Origin of the sequence: Pseudomonas brassicacearum, from assembly GCF_003732265.1 — a bacterium.
In the GTDB taxonomy this organism is placed as follows: Bacteria; Pseudomonadota; Gammaproteobacteria; order Pseudomonadales; family Pseudomonadaceae; genus Aquipseudomonas; species Aquipseudomonas brassicacearum_D.
The window spans coordinates 1,191,826-1,208,743 of record NZ_MOBK01000001.1; the positions used below are offsets into that span (position 1 = coordinate 1,191,826).

Genomic DNA, 16,918 nt, shown 5'->3' on the forward strand with positions numbered 1-16,918 from the left:
GTTCGTGAAACATTCTATTTAGGGTTAGGGATTTCCAGCCCGCGGATCACTGCCGGCCGCGCCAGAAAGCGTTCCAGCACGCGCGTGACGTTCTTGAAATCCTTGATGCCCACCAGGTCGCCGGCCTCGTAAAAGCCGATCAGGTTGCGCACCCACGGGAACGTCGCGATGTCGGCGATGGTGTAGCGTTCGCCCATGATCCAGTCGCGACCTTCAAGGCGTCCATCCAAAACCTTTAACAAACGTTTACTTTCCTCGACGTAACGGTCGCGGGGCCGTTTGTCTTCGTAGTCCTTGCCGGCGAATTTGTTGAAGAAGCCGACCTGGCCAAACATCGGCCCGATGCCGCCCATCTGAAACATCAACCATTGAATCGTCTCGTATCGCGCAGCCGATTCCTGCGCCAGCAGTTGCCCGCTCTTGTCGGCGAGGTAAATCAGAATCGCCCCGGACTCGAACAATGGCAGGGGTTTGTCCTCGGGACCATGAGGGTCGAGGATCGCCGGGATTTTGTTGTTGGGGCTCAACGACAAAAACTCGGGGGACATTTGATCCTGGGTGTCGAAGCCCACCCGATGCGGCTCGTAGGGCAGCCCGATCTCTTCGAGCATAATCGAGACCTTGACACCGTTCGGGGTCGGCAAGGAGTAGAGCTGGATCCAGTCGGGGTATTGGGCCGGCCATTTTTGGGTAATCGGGAACGCAGACAGATCAGTCATCGGTAGCCTCCATCGCCAAAGAAAGGGTTGAGCATAATCCAGGATTGGCGCCCGCAGGTTGCGATCTTTTCGCGTTATCGAAACCGCTGATGATGACGATCAAAAGATGTCAGCCTTCGCCAACGCCTCTACGTGTAGGGTGTCCATAATTTCGCAACATCTTGTCGATAACCTTGACTGCACCCCGTTCAAGGTTATCGATAAAGTGCCGCGCACCCGCCGGTATCGAACCAAACAGGCTCAGAGGACTCTGAGAAATGCCCTTTCGGACACGGACCGGCCCAACGACATGGAAAACACCCGAAGCTGGGAGCTGGTGGTGTAAAGGTTTGTCAGCCTTAACTGAATGCGCTGAAGATCCCTTATTCACATGATGAACCTGTCCAGATTCGCCAAACGCTTCAAACACCGTGCGTATATTTTTCTGCCTGCGCTGCTGGCGGCGAGCGCATTGTTTTTGTCGCTGGAGTCCAGCGAAAGCCGCGCCCAACCGGCGGACGGTACCCAGACCCTGGTGTTCCTGCGTCACGCAGAAAAACCCGAAGGAGGTCTGGGCCAGCTCAATTGCCAGGGCCTCAACCGCGCCATCGACCTGGCGACCTTGTTGCCGGAAAAATTCGGCAAGGCCAACTACGTGTTTGCCGCCAACCCGACGCGCAATGTCGAGGAAGGTGAACTGGACAATTCCTACAGTTACATTCGCCCCCTGATGACCATCAGCCCCAGCGCGATCAAGCTCGGCTTGCCGGTGAACATCAAGTTCTCGGCCAACGACACCAGCGACCTGGCGGACGAATTGCTCCACGACAAGTACCACAACTCCATCATCTACACCGCCTGGTCCCACGGCTACCTGCCCGAGTTGATCAACAAGGTCGCTGGCGATGCGGTCGGCAAGAAACAGAACATCACCGAGGACTGGGAGTCCAGCGACTACGATTCGGTGTACGTCCTGACCCTGACCTGGCACAACGGCAAGGCCAGCCTCGTCAGCCACAGTTACAAGCAAGGGCTGGATAACGGCTCGCAGACTTGTCCGAGCTAAGCGGTCGGCGCTCTAAGATCTTTAGTGGCTGCAAGGGCCTCATCGCGAGCAGGCTCACTCCTACAGTGGTTCTCGGTCGTACACAAAATCTGTGTTCAGTGAAGATCTAATGTAGGAGTGAGCCTGCTCGCGATGAGGCCGGCCAAAACAACCTTAATGTTGCTGGCTCACCCGCTCCCGCAGGTACTCAAGAACCGCCCCCTTCTCCCCCGCAAACTCAATCCGCGCGCCTTTCTTCTCCCGCTGAAACGCATACATCGGGTCGTAATATTCACGCAGCAACCCTTCGATCCAGCCCCGGTGCAGGTCCACCACACCGCTTCGGCCCTGCTCCGCCAAGGCCTCTTCCATCAGAATCAACATCCGCCGATGGCGTTCGCCACCCAGGCGTTTCTGCACGTTGTTGAGGCTTTCCAGCAAGCGCTCGGAAAACCGCGCAAATCCCTCATCGCCATGCACACCAATGAACTCGGCACACAAGTCCACCACGTAGTCGCGCAAAATCCGCTCGACGCGCCCTTCAAGGCTGTCTTCCAGCCAGACCATCGGAAACTGCTGCATGCCCTGATACAGCGGCAACGGCAAGGCGCAACTGCCGACTGCCCGGCTCTCGTCTTCCAGCACAAACTGCTCAATGCCATGGGCGCGCTTTTTCAGCACATCCACCGCCAGACGGTTCTCGAAATCAATGTTGGACGGCTGCCCGGTCGCGCGCTTGCCGAAGCTGGAGCCGCGATGATTGGCGTGGCCTTCAAGGTCCAGCCCATTGCTCAACTGCGTCAGCACCTCCGTCTTGCCGGTGCCGGTCATGCCGCCGAGCAACACGAAATCGCATTGGGTGACCGCCTGATCGAGGGTGTCGAGCAAGAAGGTGCGCATGGCCTTGTAGCCGCCACCGACCCGGGGATAGTCAATGCCGGCCTCGTCCTTGAGCCACTGCTGGACGATCTGCGAGCGCAAACCGCCGCGAAAACAATACAGATACCCCTCGGGGTGCGCCCGGGCAAAGTCGGTCCAGGCCTGGATGCGCTCGGCCTTGATCTCGCCGGACACCAGTTGATGCCCCAGCGTAATGGCGGCCTGCTGCCCGTGTTGCTTGTAGCAAGTGCCGATGCGCTGGCGCTCGTTGTCATTCATCAGCGGCAGGTTGACCACACCGGGGAATGAACCCTTGATGAACTCCACCGGCGCGCGCGCATCCATCATCGGCCGGTCGTTGAGAAAGATTTCGCGGTAATCGGTGAAGTCGATCGACATCAAAACACCTCAACCGCGTGTGTCTGTCGCTCAACCAGTTCACCGATCGGTTCCAGGTTCAGGCCTAGTTCGGCCGCCACCGCGAGGAACCGTTCATTGCCCTCGGGGGTGACCGCAATCAGCAGGCCACCGCTGGTCTGCGGATCGCACAGCACGCGTTTGTGCAGTTCCTGGAGCCGTCCCAGTTTGCTGGCATAGCTGTCGAAATTGCGCAGTGTCCCGCCCGGCACACAGCCTTGCTCGAGGTAATACTCGACGCCCGGCAGGCGCGGCACGCGGTTGTATTCGATGCGGGCGGTCAGTTGGCTGCCGTCGGCCATTTCCACCAGGTGCCCCAGCAGACCAAACCCGGTGACGTCGGTCATCGCGGTGACGCCGTCGAGCTTGCCGAAACGGCTACCCGGTTTGTTCAGCGTGCACATCCAGTCGCGGGCCAGGCCGATGTCGGCGGTGCGCAACTTGCCCTTCTTCTCGGCGGTGGTGAGGATGCCGATGCCCAGTGGCTTGGTCAGGTAAAGCAGGCAGCCGGCCGTGGCCGTGTCATTGCGCTTCATGTGGCGCTTTTCCACCAGCCCGGTGACGGCCAGGCCGAAGATCGGTTCCGGTGCATCGATGGAGTGCCCACCGGCCAGCGGGATTCCGGCCTCGTCGCAGACCGAGCGGCCGCCGCGAATCACTTCCCGGGCAATCTCCGGCGCCAGCACATTTACCGGCCAGCCGAGGATCGCAATGGCCATCAGCGGGTCGCCGCCCATGGCGTAGATGTCGCTGATGGCATTGGTGGCGGCGATACGACCGAAATCGAACGGGTCGTCGACGATGGGCATGAAGAAGTCAGTGGTCGAGACGACGCCGCGCTCTTCATCAATGGCGTACACCGCCGCGTCATCGCGCGAGGCGTTGCCGACCCAGAGTTTGGGGTCGAGGTTCTGCGCCCCGCTGCCGGCCAGAATCACTTCCAGAACCTGGGGCGAGATTTTGCAACCGCATCCTGCGCCGTGGCTGTATTGGGTCAGACGAATCGGCTCGCTCATGGGTGCACCTTGTGGGATCAATGCGGCCGATTCTAGCAGACGAGGTTGATGGCGACTGTGCCGCCCTCTTCGCGAGCAGGCTCGCTCCCACAGTTGATCTCAAGTGAACTGAGATCTTGTGCCCGACACAGATCCACTGTGGGAGCGGGCTTGCTCGCGAAGAGGCCGGCATATTCAGCATTAATGTTGAATGACACACTGCATTCGCGAGCAAGCCCGCTCCCACATTTTGATTGGGTTATGGCAGTAAAATCACTTTTTCACCGCTACCCTGATTCACTTCGGTATACCGCTCCAGCCCTTGCGCCAACGGCGACTCAAACAAGCCTTCCGGCAACGGCAACAAATCCTGATCAAAGAACTGGCCAAACTGATCAAGCATCGCCGCGCACGCCTGAACTCCATACAGCAACGAGTTGATCCCCACCACCGAACCGCCCTTGCGATACAGCGCCAGGGCCGGCAGTTGCACCATGCCGTCCACCGGCGCGGCGATGATGGCGATGCGGCCGAAGGTTGCCAGGGCCGCGACCGAGGCCGGGAGCCAGAACCCGGTGGTGTCGAAAATCACGTCGGCGCCGCCGCGATACACGGTGTTCACCTGAGCGCCCAAGTCCTCAGGCTTATCCAGTTGCAATGTCTGATAGCCCTGAGCCTGCAATTCCTTGACCTGCTCCGGTCGCCGCGCCGCCGCCAGCACCTGGGCGCCGCGTACTTTGGCCAGCGCCAACGCCGCGCTGCCCACCGCCCCGCCACCGATCACCAACAGTCGCGTTTGCGCCGTCACCACGCTGCGCTCCAACGCATCCCACGCCGTGGTGTAGGGCACGCCGAGGCTGGCGGCCTGGGCGAAACTCAGGTGGGTCGGTTTGAGCGCCACGCCGTTGGCCGGCAGCTTGACGAATTGCGCATGGGAGCCGTCGGCAAAGAACCCCAGTTCACGCCCGGTGCCCCAGACTTCCTGGCCGATCAACGCCTGCGGACCTTCAACCACGACACCGGCAAAATCCCGACCGGGGATCCGTGGCAACGTGGTGTAGGGAAAACGTCCGAGTACGTTCTTCACATCGCTGGGGTTGAGGCCGGCGGCCTTGATCTGTACCAGCACTTCATCGGCGCCGGGAACCGGAGTCGGCACGTCAACGTAGCGCAAGGCCGAGAGGTCGCCGGTTTTGTCGAACTGCAATGCTTTCATGAGCGATTCCATGGAATAAATGAACGGTTCAGGAGATCCAGCCAGCGACCAGTTGCCGGCCCATCGGCCACAACTTTTCGCCGGCCAGCATGCCAAGCAGCCCGACCAACGCGATGGCCGGTGGTGCGGGGGAACGAAAATCCAGTGCGCCGTAGAGCAAACCGACGCCCAGACCGATGACCAGTGAGATGAGGTAGCTCATGGCGGACTCCGGGGGCAATGAAGACAGGCCCAAAGTCTAGTGCGAGGTGAAAGCGGGCACCGGCCAAGTGCTTCTGAATTTCGGCCAAAGCGCTAAAGGCAAATTTGTAAAAGTTGGCGTATCACTGTGGCGAGGGGGCTTGCCCCCGTTTGAGTGCGCAGCGCTCACAAGTTTTTTGCTTCATCCGAGATTTATAAGGAGGACTGCTTCGCAATCCAACGGGGGCAAGCCCCCTCGCCACAGTTCGCTCCCACAGGATTGGGCCAGCGGCTACAGGGTTTGGTGATGACTGGAGAATTGCGAAGGCGCGACACCCAGTTCCCGGCGGAACATGTCGCTGAAGCTGCTCGGCGAATAACCCAGCTCGCGGGCGATTGCGTTGACCGGCACGCCCTGAATCAACTCAGCCACCGCCGTCGCCAGTTGCACCTGTCGTCGCCACTCGGCGAAGCCCATGCCCAGACTGTCCTTGAACAACCGCGCCAGGGTGCGCACGCTGGCACCAGCATTTTCAGCGTGTTGTTCGAACGGTATGTCCAGCGATGGTGCAGCCATGACCGCCTGACAAAGGTTCATCAGGCGCCGGTCGGAATCATCCGGCAACGGGATTTTCAACAGAGAGCGCCTGGCTCGTCTAAGCTCCAACAGCGCCAGGCCGACCAGCGCTTCGTAATACTCCGCAGCCCCATTGTCGCCCTGCTCCACCAGCCCGACGATCAGCTCCCGCAGCAGACCGCCGACCTCAATCACCTGAACACTCTTTTCCAGCGTGGCCGCCAATGATGGCCGCAGGTAGATGTTGCGCATCTGCAAGTCCGAGACCACACGAATCCCGTGAGGCACGCCCGGCGGTAGCCATACCGCCCGTTGCGGCGGCACCACCAGCGCCTCGTGAGGCGTTTCAACCCACATCACCCCGCTCATTGCATACAGCAATTGGCCCCAGACATGCTCGTGCGGCTCGATAAACAGGCCACGAGGGTAGGTGCGCGCCAGCGGTTGCACGGGCACATCGGTGTCACTCAGGTCAGGGGGCGCGGCAAGGGCCATGGGGCAGCAATCGTTGAGGTTTTCAGGTCTTGCATGGTAACCAGCCCACGGCCTTGTCGCCACTGGCTGCCGCCGTCTGACAATAAGACTGAATTTTCCGTATCCCAAACGATCCTTCTATTACCACAGGGAGGAATACGGGCTTTATGAACAACGCAAAACTATTCGTCATTGAATACACCCTTCATGGCGTCCCCAAGTCATTCATCATCCGCCTGGACAAGATGGACAACGCGGAGGCTTGGCATTGGGCGAGCTGCGACGCCGGAGTGGGCAGGATCCCGCGATTCGGCCGAGAGAAGGTGCAAAAGACAAGCAAACCGATGGCGGAGAAGTTCGGGGTCGAGAATGTGAAGTGGCGGCCGGCGAGTTAATAAAACAGAGCGGATGAACACCTGTGGCGAGGGGGCTTGTCGGAACGCCGCACCGTCCCGTTGGGTCGCGAAGCGCCCCCAAAAGTGGGCCTGCTGCGCAGTCCAGCGGGAGCAAGCTCCCTCGCCACAAGATCAGGTTTTAGCACGACTCCCATGAGCACACTTGCAGCCCTTGCTGGAGCATTCTTCGCCATGTTCATGGTGCTTGGCGCAGGCTTCGCAGCAATAGTGTTTACCGTGGCGCGCTATCGGATGCTCGCCCAGCTTGCACGAGCATTGGGGACATTCGCAGATACTGTCACTGCTGATCATGAGTCAGACTCCATTGGTGTGGTCGTCGGGGTGCCGCACGCGCGGCCCGTCTTACCAGTGTAGGAGTTTGTGTCAGGCCTGCCGGGTGCTGCTGCGATACATGAACACCAACGCCAGCCCCAGGCACGCCATCGCCACGATCCGGCTGTTCGACAGGTCGATGGCCGGATTGCCCAGCCAGCCGAAATTGTCGATCAGCATGCCCATGCCCAGTTGCCCGACAATCACCGCCACGGTCGCCACCGCCGTCCCGACCCTGGGCACCGCGCCGACCATGACCATCATGTACACCACGCCAAACAACGCGCCGCTGAGCTGCCATTTCGGCACGTCGAGCAAGCTCACGGCCTGCGCCGGCTCGAAAAACAGGATCAGCAGCCCGGTGACCACCGCGCCCACCACGAAGGTCAGCAAACTGCTGCGCAACACACCCACCGTTTCGCCCAGACGACCATTGATCGCCGCCTGCACACTCAACACCGCACCGGCCGCGACGATCACGGCCAACAAAATAATCAGATTCATCATCAACCCCGAGCGATCAGAACAAGTGCCACGACAATCAACAGCAACGCCAGCCAGCGTTCACCGTTGACCTTTTTGCGACTGGCGCCGAACCAGCCGAAGTGGTCGATCAGCACGCTTTTGCCGACCTGCCCGCAGAGGATCGCGATCATGGTCATCGCAATGCCGATGTGCGGCGTGGCCAGGGTCAGCACCACCACATAGATCGGCCCGAGAAAGCCACCGATCAACTGCCAGCGCGGCAAGGTGTTCAGCGCTGGGCCTTGTTGCGGGCCGCTGAGCAAAAGCAGCAAAAACAGAATCGCCGAGCCGACCCCGAAGATGCTCAACGTCGCCCATAAATGTCCGACCTGAACCCCGAGCGGCCCGAGCAACCCAGCCTCCACGGAAAGGCCCATGCCGGCGAGGATCACCAGCGGCAACAGCAACAGCCGCAGGCCTGGTTTGGTCGCGGGTGTGACCGCGGTGTCGATTGAAGACGCTTGCATAAGGGCAACCTGCCTGTAGAAACAATGGCCGGCATTATCCGGTGGCAGAGCTTTGCGATAAATGGGAGCATCCTGACAACACTTTTGCGTAATCCGCACAGCGGGATGAACCATGCACGGTCTCAACGAACTCGGATTCAAGGCACTTCGGCTGTTTGTCGCCGTGCTCGACCACGGCAGTTTTTCCGAGGTGGCGCGGCGCGAGGGCCTGGCGCCCTCTTCGATTTCCCGGCAGATCCAATTGATGGAACAAGCCCTTAACCAACAATTGCTCTACCGCCATACCCGCGCCGTCTCGCCCACCGAAGCCGGGCGCATGCTCGGTCATCATGCGCGGCTGATGCTGGTGCAACTGGAAGAAGCCGAGCAAGCCTTGCAGGAACAGCAAAGCGAACCCAGCGGGCTGGTGCGGATCAACGCCCCGGTGGTGTTCGGCCAACGGCACCTGACGCCGTGGCTGGGGCAATTGTGCGAGCGCTATCCGAAGCTGCAATTGGACATCCAGCAAACCGACCATTACATCGACCCGCTGCAAGAAGGCGCCGACCTGCTGTTTCGCATCGGCCCGCTGCACGACTCCAGCATGCAGGCACGGATCCTCGCACCACACCGGTTTCAAGTCGCCGCCAGCCCGGCCTACCTCGAACGCCACGGCACGCCGCGACGTCCAGAAGATCTCGCGGCGCACCAATGCCTGGCCTACAAAGGCGCGACCGGCCTGCAACGCTGGTTTTTCCGCAAGGATCAGCAGGACTGGACGCCCTACTCGGTCAAAGGGCCGATCACCGGCAACCACGCCGACACCCTGGTGCAAGCGGCGGAGCAGGGGTTGGGGCTAGTGATGTTTCCGTCGTGGCTGATTGGCGAGGCGGTGCGCGAAGGCACGCTGGTGCCGGTGCTGGGGGACTTTCAGGTCTCCAACAGCCTTGAGCCGCAGCAGATCGCGGTGTTGTGGCCGGGCAGCCGACGGTTGTCGGTGAAGGTGCGGACGGTGATTGATTTCTTTGTTGAGTGTTTTGGAGCGGTGCCGTACTGGGACAGGCCGTAGCGGCCTGCCCTACGCATACGGCATTAATCTGCAGGGTCATGGGCAGAGCCCCCCACCGGAAAATCGACAGGGAATTCCAGCGATCCCATTACTCAGGTCCGCTGCGTCATCAGCCACACTAAAGCCGGCGCCTGCAACAATCCTGCGCAGCAGCGATTGAACATTCGCTTGCCACGGAATTCGGCGAGCCAGCGGCGCATGATTTCACGCGGCGTTCAGGTGCTCGAGTAGCACCTGAGCTACCGACCACTCGTCGCCACCTGTCAGATATGACAGTAGGCATCACATCTGCGCAGTGCTCTGATAGTTACAGGCTTTCCCCTTCCTGAGCGAGCGACTGTCATGAACACTTTTTCCCTAACGCCTCCGAAAATCTTGCTCAAGACATACCCCGTCATTCACCCCGTGGCGCATATCGGGCTGTCGATCCTCAACCACTACAAGGACCCGCTGGGAGTGTCGGTGGTGTTCGGGCCCTGGCAAGGGCAGGCGTTGTTTGAAACTGTGGAGTTGTATGTAAACGACGGTCTGAAACCGGTCGCCAGCGAGATTGTCATGGATACCAGTGCACCGGTGTTGTTGCGTCTGCCGTCAGGCCTGCTGCTGGAGGGTGTCAACAGCTTGCATTGCGCGGTGGAACGGCTTTCGGGCAATGGCGACAAGTCACCGAAGTTGTTGGTGCTCTACGACATCTATGCTCCCGGCGGTGACGACCCGGTCCCCGGCGGCGGGCACCCGGCGCTGACCATCAACGTCAGTCCGACCAGCGTGAATGCCGCGCAGGCGGAAAAAGGCGTAACTCTTACCCTCGATTGGCCACATAAACATCTGTATGACCTGGTAACCGTAGACTGCAGCGGGGTGCCGGTCACTCACCGAATCGAACCAACCCCAGCGGATCCCAAGCCCGACCTGACAAAGCCGGTCGTACTCACCCTGACCGCTACGCATTTCGCCAAGGACCGAAACAACCCGCGTTTTCCAATCAGGTACAACGTTGTCAGCCAGGTGGGCAACTTTTCAGGCACGACGCATTTGGGGCAGTTCAATGCGCAGGATCACTGGTCGGAGACGACCTGGATTGATGTGCACCTCGATCGCGTTGTACTAGAGATGCCCATCCTTCAGGAAGTTCTCGGCGAAAACGGTGACGACCCGACCACGGTCGACTTGGGCAAAATGAACGGCGGCCCCTTGTGGGCGCTGATTCATCTGATCGATACAGTCTGGCAGGCGGAGGATCAAATTCACCTGACATTCACCGCCGAACTCAACGGCACGGTGGTGAGCACCCACGAGGTAATGTTGCCGATCAAGCTGGTGCCGGGGCAACTTTCTGTAGACATTCCCAACGCCAAGGTCATCGCCGACAGTCTCGTGAAGGTCTGGTACGAGCAGATCAGGGATGGCAAGGTTATTGCGACTTCCACCGTGGCAAAGGCGCAAGTGGAAGGGCAAAGCCTGCCCGATGTTGAAGTGAAATTCATCAATGATCCCTTTTCCGCTGCCCCGGGAGGCAGTATCAAGGCCATCAAATTGATCCTGACGCGAGCAGGTCAGCCATCCGCGGGAGTCGTCGACGTGACCCTGCCCGAAGGTACGGTTTATGCCGATGGAACAGGAGGTACTCGCAGTTTCAATACGCAAGCGGATGGCACGCTCACCATCAATGGTGTGAAAGGTGCGATTACGTCTGGAACGTATACATTGAGCGCTTCCAGCAGAACTGCCACGGCAACGGCAGCACTGGTTATTACGGAGTCAGCTCCGGTGGGTTCCATCGCGGTGGTCGAGTGGCCGTACTGCGCAGCGCTCAGTCCGGATGGTACTCAGGTATATGTCGGGGGAGTCGGGGCAGTGGAGGTATACGATGCTGCGAGCTTGAAGATTATCGCGCGCCTGAACATTCCGGGATTGTCGTCGCGTCAAATAGTCCTTAATAAAGATGGTTCACGCGCATTTGTAACGAGCTATAGCGATACGGCGACAGGAGTATACGTTATTGATACAAGTAACTTTACGCTACTAGCTTACATTCCTGTGGCCAACCACACTTATGGCATAGTACTGAGTAAGGATGATTCTCTTGCGTTCGTCAGTGCCGTTAGTGGTGGCGTAGTCGCGGTGATTGATATCGCGAGTTTACGAGTCATCAAAACTATTTCGGTCGGTTTACAACCTATCGGGATCACCATTTCCCCGAATGGTAGAGAAGTATATGTTGGCAACAATAATGGAAGATCGGTTTCCATCATTGACACAGTCGCGTTGACCGTTAGCAGAACTCTACCCACCGAGTGGGTTGTCGGTGATGTTGCGGTCAGCCCGGACGGAAAAAACTTATATGTAGTCGGGTGGGGTGGCGTTGCAAAGTTCAATGCAGCCACTTTGATCAAAGAACGAAGTATTTCCAACATTTCGGCGCAATTCTTTACGCTCAGCCCTGACGGGAGATGGCTCTATGTTTCATCCATTGATCACAGGATTCTCACGATTGATACTCTCTCGTGGGAACTCAGGGCGGCAACTGCCGTCGGAATCGACCCCCTGTTAAGCGCCATAAGCCGTGATGGTACCCGAGGCTACGTGCCTTGCTACAGGGACCATAGATTGTGGGTCATCCCGTTGCAACCGGAGTCGACAGCGTTCGCTGAAGGCATGGATATCATCGGCGATACGGGGCCTGCCTCACTACCAGATGGTGTTTGAAAGCACGCCGGGCGCCTATGCGGTCCAGTTCGATTTTCAGTCCTGACGTGCGAAAGGCTTTTCAGGTCCAGCGCAAATGATGTTCGTCATGCACATGACGATGGCCGTGGGTGAGTGCCTCATGCTCATGCTCATGCTCATGCTCATGCTCATGCTCATGCTCATGCTCATGCTCATGCTCATGCTCATGCTCATGGGCATGGGCATGCAAGCTCACTCCCACATTTGAAAGCATTCACCTGTGGGAGAAGTCTCCCACAGTCTGTACTGGTCAGAGTCAGAATCGAGTCTGTAGTCCCACCCACCCCTTCAAGTCTAAACATACAAGCGAGCCTGCTCGCGAAGGCGGTCTTTCATTCAACATTGATGTTGAACATGACGGCCTCTTCGCGAGCAGGCTCGCTCCCACAGGTTTTGCGTGGTGTCAGATACGGAACTGGCCGACCAGTTTGCCGAGGCGCTGGCCGAGGTCTGCCAGGCTGCGCGACGTCTGTGCGCCGAGTTGGGTTTCATCCGCCACGTTGTCCACGGCCACCGCAATCTGATGCACGCTGCGGTTGATCTCTTCGGCCACTGCCGTTTGCTCTTCCGCGGCGCTGGCGATCTGCGCGTTCATCGAGTTGATGGTGCCGATCAGCTGCGCCATGGTGTCCAGCGACGCGCCCGCCTCGTTGGCCTGCGCTGAGGTGCCGTCGCCGGCTTCGCTGGAGCGGCGCATGGCTTCCACTGCCGATTGAGTCCCGGCCTGCAAGCGGTCAATCATGCTCTGGATTTCCTGGGTGCTGATCTGCGTGCGACTGGCCAGCGCCCGCACTTCATCGGCCACCACCGCAAACCCGCGACCCGCTTCACCGGCGCGCGCCGCTTCAATCGCGGCGTTGAGCGCCAACAGGTTGGTCTGATCGGCAATGGAACGGATCACGCCGAGGACGCTGACAATCGATGACACGTCTTTTTGCAGGCTGTCCAGGGACACGCCGCTGCTGCGGATGTCGTCCACCAGTGCATGAATCTTGACGATGCTGCCCGCGACCACGCGCTTGGCGGCCTGACCTTCTTCGTCGGTTTGCTGCGCCGCCACTGCCGCGTTTTGCGCGCTTTTCGCCACTTCCTGCGCCGCCGCCGACATTTCGTTGATCGCCGTGGCGACCTGATCGGTCTCGTGGCGCTGACGTTCCATGGCCTGGTCCGAACGCTGGGCCTGATCGGACACCTGGTTCACCAGCCCGGTCAGTTGCGTGGTCATTTCGGTGATCTGACGCACGAGGCTGTGGATCTTGTCGACAAAGCGGTTGAACGAGCCGGCCAGTTCGCCGAGTTCGTCCTGGCTGGTGATGGTCAGGCGACGGGTCAGGTCGCCCTCGCCCGCCGCGATGTCGTCGAGGTTGGCTTTCATCATGTTCAGCGGACGCAGGATGGTGTTGGCCAGCAGCATGCCGACCGCCGCGATCATCAACAGCACCACCACGGCAATTCCGACGATGCTCAGCACCACGCCTTGCATGCGTTCCTGAACCTTGGCTTCCACCAGCGCGACTTGCGCTTCGATGCCGTCGAGGTTGACCGACGTACCCACCGCCATGTCCCACTTCGACAGGTATTCGGTGTAGCCGAGCTTTGGCACCAGCACTTGGGTGTTGCCGGGCAGTGGCGAGCTGTATTGCAGGTAGTGCGTCCAGCATGCAGGCACGGATCCTCGCACCACACCGGTTTCAAGTCGCCGCCAGCCCGGCCTACCTCGAACGCCACGGCACGCCGCGACGTCCAGAAGATCTCGCGGCGCACCAATGCCTGGCCTACAAAGGCGCGACCGGCCTGCAACGCTGGTTTTTCCGCAAGGATCAGCAGGACTGGACGCCCTACTCGGTCAAAGGGCCGATCACCGGCAACCACGCCGACACCCTGGTGCAAGCAGCGGAGCAAGGGTTGGGACTGGTGATGTTTCCGTCGTGGTTGATTGGCGAGGCGGTGCGCGAAGGCACGCTGGTGCCGGTGCTGGGGGACTTTCAGGTCTCCAACAGCCTTGAGCCACAGCAGATCGCGGTGTTGTGGCCGGGCAGCCGACGGTTGTCGGTGAAGGTGCGGACGGTGATTGATTTCTTTGTTGAGTGTTTTGGGGCAGTGCCGTACTGGGACAGGCCGTAGCGGCCTGCCCTACGCATACGGCATTAATCTGGCATCGAACGGATGATGTCAGCCGAATCATCCTTTGTTATTTCATTGGCCGGCGTCAACAACAGGCGCATGACCGCTCGTCGCACAACAGCCATTACCTGTCAGATCTGACAGTAGCCAGCTTCGCCTTCTAAAAGTGTAATGGGGCTCGGTTCTCAACGCGGCCAATGCCTGCACCCCTGGAGCTAACGATGGACATTCAGTCAAAAGCGGTGACCGCCGCCCTCGCCTTGTTTCCCGTGTATACGCCGGAGTGGATAACACCGGTGCAACCGGAAGGGCTCGCCCACGGCGGCATCCCTCAATCCGCTTTTACGATAAATGGCCTCGAGGTGGTGATCGATCCCGGCACTGGGATCACAACTAGCGTCGTGGCGGCTTACGACGTTGTGAGATTGTATGTCAACGGCATCGCTACCAACGTTGCCAAAACCATCCTTCCAGGGGAGGAAAGTAGTCGCTTTCTTCTTCATTTGCCGCCGAACTGGTTTGTGAACGGTGTCAATGACATCTACTACAGGGTTACCCGAGTCAGCGGTAATTTCGATGACTCGCTCAAACTGACCGTGTTGTACCACGACTCGGCGCCGGGTTATCCGGCACCGGCCGGCATGGCGCTTGTCCTACCCGCCCCCATCGTTGCAGACGGCGTCGGACCAGAAGAGGCGACGCAGGGGGTGCTGCTCACATTCAAGTACAGCTTTGCGCGGCCTTACGACCAGATTCGCCTGGATATTGGGGGCTGGACCGTCACGTTTGAAGTCACCGATCCTGCCAAGCCGATCACGTTGACACTGACCGCCGCCGATTTTCAGCAAATTGGCGACAGTGCCAATACACCGATCAGATTCACGGTGTTCGATCAGTTGCGCAACACCAACCAGTCGGCGACGATTTTTCTAGATATCCATGCGAACCAGGAAGTACTTAACCCGCCGAAGATCGTGGAGGCGGAGGCGAACGAAGGGGTGCTGGATGTAACGGCGCTGGGCACCAAAAACGCGACTATTCACGGGTTGCTCTGGACGGCGATCGCCGTGGGACAGCAGGTCTGGCTGCAAGTGTTCGGTCAAAAGGCTGATGGTACTGCACATAACCTGACGATCTGGAACGGCGGAAGCCACAAGGTCAATGCGACATGGATCAGCCAGGGATTCTGGCCCAAACAGTTGCCCAACAGTTATGTAAAGGACCTCGGGGATGGCAAACCGCTGATACTCAAGTTCAAGGTGTCAATGGATAAAAGTGGTAATCCGGCTACGGCTACGAAGTTTGAGGATCGGGTTTATACCATCAAGAATGTTTCTAGTCCCCCGTTGACCATTGACCCGTCCGTACTGGTACTCAATGGACTGCGGATCATTACCAATGGAGTGCCCTCAGGGCTCGACGCGATAGGAAATACGGATATTCGTCAGGCGCTGGGCGGTGTAGGCAAACTCAGTTATACCTCTTCTTCTCCCAATATAGTCAGCGCGGACGATAACGGAAAAGTGATTGGATTGCAGAATGGTCAGGCCACCATTACGGTCACCGATGAGGCATTAAACTCTGTGAGTTATGTTGTGGATGTCTCCAATGTTTGGTACATCCAATTTATGGGGTGGGCTGGACAGACTTACGATGTATACCTTCGCATTTTGACAGGCGATGCTCGATTCACTCGGATAACTCCCTCAATGTTGGCAGTCATAAAACGTTCCTACAGTAGTTTGATCGGGTTTGCTGGAACTACCAGGTCTATTGCATGGGTCGGAACGCCACGCTCAGGTGATTACGCTGAGGCCTATGATTACAACAAAAGATCATGGGTAAGTATTCATGTAACCGTAGACTGCATTGGTATGTATTTAATACCCGCTTGATCGAACTAAGGGAAATATAGCTTTGTGGCTATGGCGACGTATCAGAGCCTCTCACTGGCGCCAACTCAGTCGTCGAATGAGGGCAGATAAAGCCCTCCAGCCGACCGTATTGTTGCCTTTCGAAAACTGGAAAGCCGGAGTATTCAGATACTCCGGTCGACAGCGCTTCGGCGCTCTCTTTGCGTTCCGAATAACGGTCTACCAGACAATTTTCACGGCCACGCACCAGCGATGTGAATTTAATCCGTTCTTCCATCACACGGTCGTAATACGCCGAAGGTTTCATCCGGCCAGCCTCGTCGAATTCCATGAATCAGTTCCAGAACCTACCTACAAGCAAAGTGGCCGTTTCGGGCTTTTCGCTGGTTGACTGCCCTGCCCCCACTCCCTATCCTCGCGCCTGTCACGACTCATTCGTGATCGGGTTTGACGGCTCGGTAAGTCCAAGTTACGCATTGTCCCTGCTTTGCTCGTGTACTCGCGTGCTCGATTCAAAGCTATATGGTGACTGTGTGCGGGGCACTTTCGAGTGCGCCGGGTTCCTTGGACCGGTCCGTCAACCTGCACACAGTTGCCACCCATTCGTTTGACGGCGATGAAGTGGTAGCTCTCTGATTTTCAAGGAGTTACACCAATGGCTGAGCCAACCACAAAATCCACCCCTTTCGCCCCCTGCGACCACGTCGACCATCACCTATTCGCCGTTCAACCCGGCATCCCGCTACTCGACGCCCTTGAACACGCTTCGGTCTACCTCAGTTGCGCAGAAGCTCTCGCCCATCAAGCCCCTACCGCCACACGGCCGGGACATGGCGCTTCGCTACGCTGGGCCAGCCAGCAAATGCTCGGCACCGCACGCTCATTGGTTCAAGCCTCCATCGACGGCATGCACGCGGCCAAATCAGAAGGTGATGCATGAA

At 58.7% G+C, this 16,918-nt stretch carries 16 protein-coding genes and 4 pseudogenes; 7 read left to right on the plus strand and 13 right to left on the minus strand.

Translation table 11 applies throughout. The annotated features are described in order from the left end of the window. Positions 1–14: 14 nt before the first annotated feature. A complete protein-coding gene (locus tag BK660_RS05650; protein WP_123432445.1) occupies positions 15–719 on the minus strand; it encodes a glutathione S-transferase family protein in 705 nt (234 codons plus the stop codon). Between the two features lie 373 nt (positions 720–1,092). On the opposite strand from BK660_RS05650, the gene BK660_RS05660 reads away from it, so the two are divergent. After that, a complete protein-coding gene (locus BK660_RS05660) occupies positions 1,093–1,764 on the plus strand; it encodes a histidine phosphatase family protein (RefSeq protein WP_404942930.1) in 672 nt (223 codons plus the stop codon). Positions 1,765–1,917: 153 nt separating this feature from the next. Here BK660_RS05660 and mnmH read toward each other — a convergent pair whose 3' ends face one another. The 5 genes from mnmH to BK660_RS05690 all read right to left on the minus strand — a co-directional run bounded on the left by mnmH (position 1,918) and on the right by BK660_RS05690 (position 6,502). Next, the gene (gene mnmH / locus BK660_RS05665) at positions 1,918–3,021 is read right to left on the minus strand and encodes a tRNA 2-selenouridine(34) synthase MnmH (protein WP_123432448.1); all 1,104 of its coding nucleotides are present in this window, start codon (positions 3,019–3,021) and stop codon (positions 1,918–1,920) included. Next, a complete protein-coding gene (gene selD, locus BK660_RS05670; RefSeq protein WP_027925430.1) occupies positions 3,021–4,055 on the minus strand; it encodes a selenide, water dikinase SelD in 1,035 nt (344 codons plus the stop codon). The genes mnmH and selD overlap by 1 nt, the downstream gene beginning before the upstream one ends. A gap of 238 nt (positions 4,056–4,293) precedes the next feature. Beyond that, positions 4,294–5,250, minus strand: a complete 957-nt coding sequence (locus BK660_RS05675) for a quinone oxidoreductase family protein (protein ID WP_123432449.1) — start codon at positions 5,248–5,250, stop codon at positions 4,294–4,296. Positions 5,251–5,278: 28 nt separating this feature from the next. Next, positions 5,279–5,452, minus strand: a complete 174-nt coding sequence (locus tag BK660_RS05680) for a DUF1427 family protein (RefSeq protein WP_081744004.1) — start codon at positions 5,450–5,452, stop codon at positions 5,279–5,281. A 270-nt stretch (positions 5,453–5,722) separates the two neighbouring features. Then, a complete protein-coding gene (locus BK660_RS05690) occupies positions 5,723–6,502 on the minus strand; it encodes an AraC family transcriptional regulator (protein ID WP_123432451.1) in 780 nt (259 codons plus the stop codon). Between the two features lie 146 nt (positions 6,503–6,648). Here BK660_RS05690 and BK660_RS05695 point away from each other — a divergent pair, with 146 nt between their 5' ends. Next, complete coding sequence (locus BK660_RS05695) at positions 6,649–6,876, plus strand: DUF6555 family protein (protein ID WP_027925433.1); 228 nt, start codon at positions 6,649–6,651, stop codon at positions 6,874–6,876. 132 nt (positions 6,877–7,008) lie between these two features. Here BK660_RS05695 and BK660_RS05700 read toward each other — a convergent pair whose 3' ends face one another. The 3 genes from BK660_RS05700 to BK660_RS05710 form a co-directional block, all read right to left on the minus strand. After that, on the minus strand, positions 7,009–7,188 hold the full coding sequence (locus tag BK660_RS05700) for a metallothionein (protein WP_123432452.1): 180 nt from the start codon (positions 7,186–7,188) through the stop codon (positions 7,009–7,011). A gap of 72 nt (positions 7,189–7,260) precedes the next feature. Next, positions 7,261–7,716: a DMT family transporter gene (locus BK660_RS05705; protein WP_123432453.1), complete on the minus strand. Its 456-nt coding sequence runs from the start codon at positions 7,714–7,716 to the stop codon at positions 7,261–7,263. After that, positions 7,716–8,201, minus strand: a complete 486-nt coding sequence (locus BK660_RS05710) for a DMT family transporter (RefSeq protein ID WP_123432454.1) — start codon at positions 8,199–8,201, stop codon at positions 7,716–7,718. The genes BK660_RS05705 and BK660_RS05710 overlap by 1 nt, the downstream gene beginning before the upstream one ends. A gap of 112 nt (positions 8,202–8,313) precedes the next feature. On the opposite strand from BK660_RS05710, the gene BK660_RS05715 reads away from it, so the two are divergent. After that, the gene (locus tag BK660_RS05715; protein WP_123432455.1) at positions 8,314–9,249 is read left to right on the plus strand and encodes a LysR family transcriptional regulator; all 936 of its coding nucleotides are present in this window, start codon (positions 8,314–8,316) and stop codon (positions 9,247–9,249) included. Between the two features lie 92 nt (positions 9,250–9,341). On the opposite strand, the pseudogene BK660_RS32955 reads toward BK660_RS05715, so the two are convergent. Continuing rightward, positions 9,342–9,449: pseudogene (locus BK660_RS32955) on the minus strand (LysE family translocator); the annotation flags it as partial. Between the two features lie 142 nt (positions 9,450–9,591). Here BK660_RS32955 and BK660_RS05725 point away from each other — a divergent pair. After that, a complete protein-coding gene (locus BK660_RS05725; RefSeq protein ID WP_123432456.1) occupies positions 9,592–11,958 on the plus strand; it encodes a cytochrome D1 domain-containing protein in 2,367 nt (788 codons plus the stop codon). A 36-nt stretch (positions 11,959–11,994) separates the two neighbouring features. Here the strand turns inward: BK660_RS05725 and BK660_RS32560 are convergent, their stop codons facing one another. Continuing rightward, positions 11,995–12,165, minus strand: coding sequence for a hypothetical protein (locus tag BK660_RS32560; protein ID WP_185044970.1), 171 nt, complete (start codon positions 12,163–12,165; stop codon positions 11,995–11,997). Positions 12,166–12,382: 217 nt separating this feature from the next. Continuing rightward, positions 12,383–13,633, minus strand: a pseudogene (locus BK660_RS05740) (methyl-accepting chemotaxis protein); the annotation flags it as partial. Here BK660_RS05740 and BK660_RS05745 point away from each other — a divergent pair. Together BK660_RS05745 and BK660_RS05750 are read left to right on the plus strand one after the other, a co-directional pair. Continuing rightward, positions 13,633–14,103: pseudogene (locus tag BK660_RS05745) on the plus strand (substrate binding domain-containing protein); the annotation flags it as partial. The pseudogenes BK660_RS05740 and BK660_RS05745 sit on opposite strands and share 1 nt — an antisense overlap. A 221-nt stretch (positions 14,104–14,324) precedes the next feature. Then, positions 14,325–15,998 (plus strand): Ig-like domain-containing protein, encoded by a 1,674-nt coding sequence (locus BK660_RS05750; protein ID WP_185044972.1) that lies wholly within the window; start codon positions 14,325–14,327, stop codon positions 15,996–15,998. Positions 15,999–16,131: 133 nt separating this feature from the next. Here BK660_RS05750 and BK660_RS05755 read toward each other — a convergent pair. Then, positions 16,132–16,311, minus strand: a pseudogene (locus tag BK660_RS05755) (arsenical resistance protein ArsH); the annotation flags it as partial. A 321-nt stretch (positions 16,312–16,632) separates the two neighbouring features. Between BK660_RS05755 and BK660_RS05760 the strand changes: the two are divergent. After that, entirely contained in the window at positions 16,633–16,917 is a 285-nt protein-coding gene (locus BK660_RS05760) for a DUF3077 domain-containing protein (protein ID WP_123432458.1), read from the plus strand. The last annotated feature ends 1 nt before the right edge of the window (position 16,918 follow it).

What these genes read in the sequence shown, in the direction of transcription:
- BK660_RS05675 (WP_123432449.1), bottom strand. Translation starts at nt 5,250, where the DNA reads ATGAAAGCATTGCAGTTCGACAAAACCGGCGACCTCTCGGCCTTGCGC.
- BK660_RS05715 (WP_123432455.1), top strand. Translation starts at nt 8,314, where the DNA reads ATGCACGGTCTCAACGAACTCGGATTCAAGGCACTTCGGCTGTTTGTC.
- BK660_RS05690 (WP_123432451.1), bottom strand. Translation starts at nt 6,502, where the DNA reads ATGGCCCTTGCCGCGCCCCCTGACCTGAGTGACACCGATGTGCCCGTG.
- BK660_RS05705 (WP_123432453.1), bottom strand. Translation starts at nt 7,716, where the DNA reads ATGATGAATCTGATTATTTTGTTGGCCGTGATCGTCGCGGCCGGTGCG.
- BK660_RS05680 (WP_081744004.1), bottom strand. Translation starts at nt 5,452, where the DNA reads ATGAGCTACCTCATCTCACTGGTCATCGGTCTGGGCGTCGGTTTGCTC.
- BK660_RS05760 (WP_123432458.1), top strand. Translation starts at nt 16,633, where the DNA reads ATGGCTGAGCCAACCACAAAATCCACCCCTTTCGCCCCCTGCGACCAC.
- BK660_RS05650 (WP_123432445.1), bottom strand. Translation starts at nt 719, where the DNA reads ATGACTGATCTGTCTGCGTTCCCGATTACCCAAAAATGGCCGGCCCAA.
- BK660_RS05725 (WP_123432456.1), top strand. Translation starts at nt 9,592, where the DNA reads ATGAACACTTTTTCCCTAACGCCTCCGAAAATCTTGCTCAAGACATAC.
- BK660_RS05750 (WP_185044972.1), top strand. Translation starts at nt 14,325, where the DNA reads ATGGACATTCAGTCAAAAGCGGTGACCGCCGCCCTCGCCTTGTTTCCC.
- mnmH (WP_123432448.1), bottom strand. Translation starts at nt 3,021, where the DNA reads ATGTCGATCGACTTCACCGATTACCGCGAAATCTTTCTCAACGACCGG.
- BK660_RS32560 (WP_185044970.1), bottom strand. Translation starts at nt 12,165, where the DNA reads ATGCCCATGCCCATGAGCATGAGCATGAGCATGAGCATGAGCATGAGC.
- selD (WP_027925430.1), bottom strand. Translation starts at nt 4,055, where the DNA reads ATGAGCGAGCCGATTCGTCTGACCCAATACAGCCACGGCGCAGGATGC.
- BK660_RS05700 (WP_123432452.1), bottom strand. Translation starts at nt 7,188, where the DNA reads ATGATCAGCAGTGACAGTATCTGCGAATGTCCCCAATGCTCGTGCAAG.
- BK660_RS05695 (WP_027925433.1), top strand. Translation starts at nt 6,649, where the DNA reads ATGAACAACGCAAAACTATTCGTCATTGAATACACCCTTCATGGCGTC.
- BK660_RS05710 (WP_123432454.1), bottom strand. Translation starts at nt 8,201, where the DNA reads ATGCAAGCGTCTTCAATCGACACCGCGGTCACACCCGCGACCAAACCA.
- BK660_RS05660 (WP_404942930.1), top strand. Translation starts at nt 1,093, where the DNA reads ATGAACCTGTCCAGATTCGCCAAACGCTTCAAACACCGTGCGTATATT.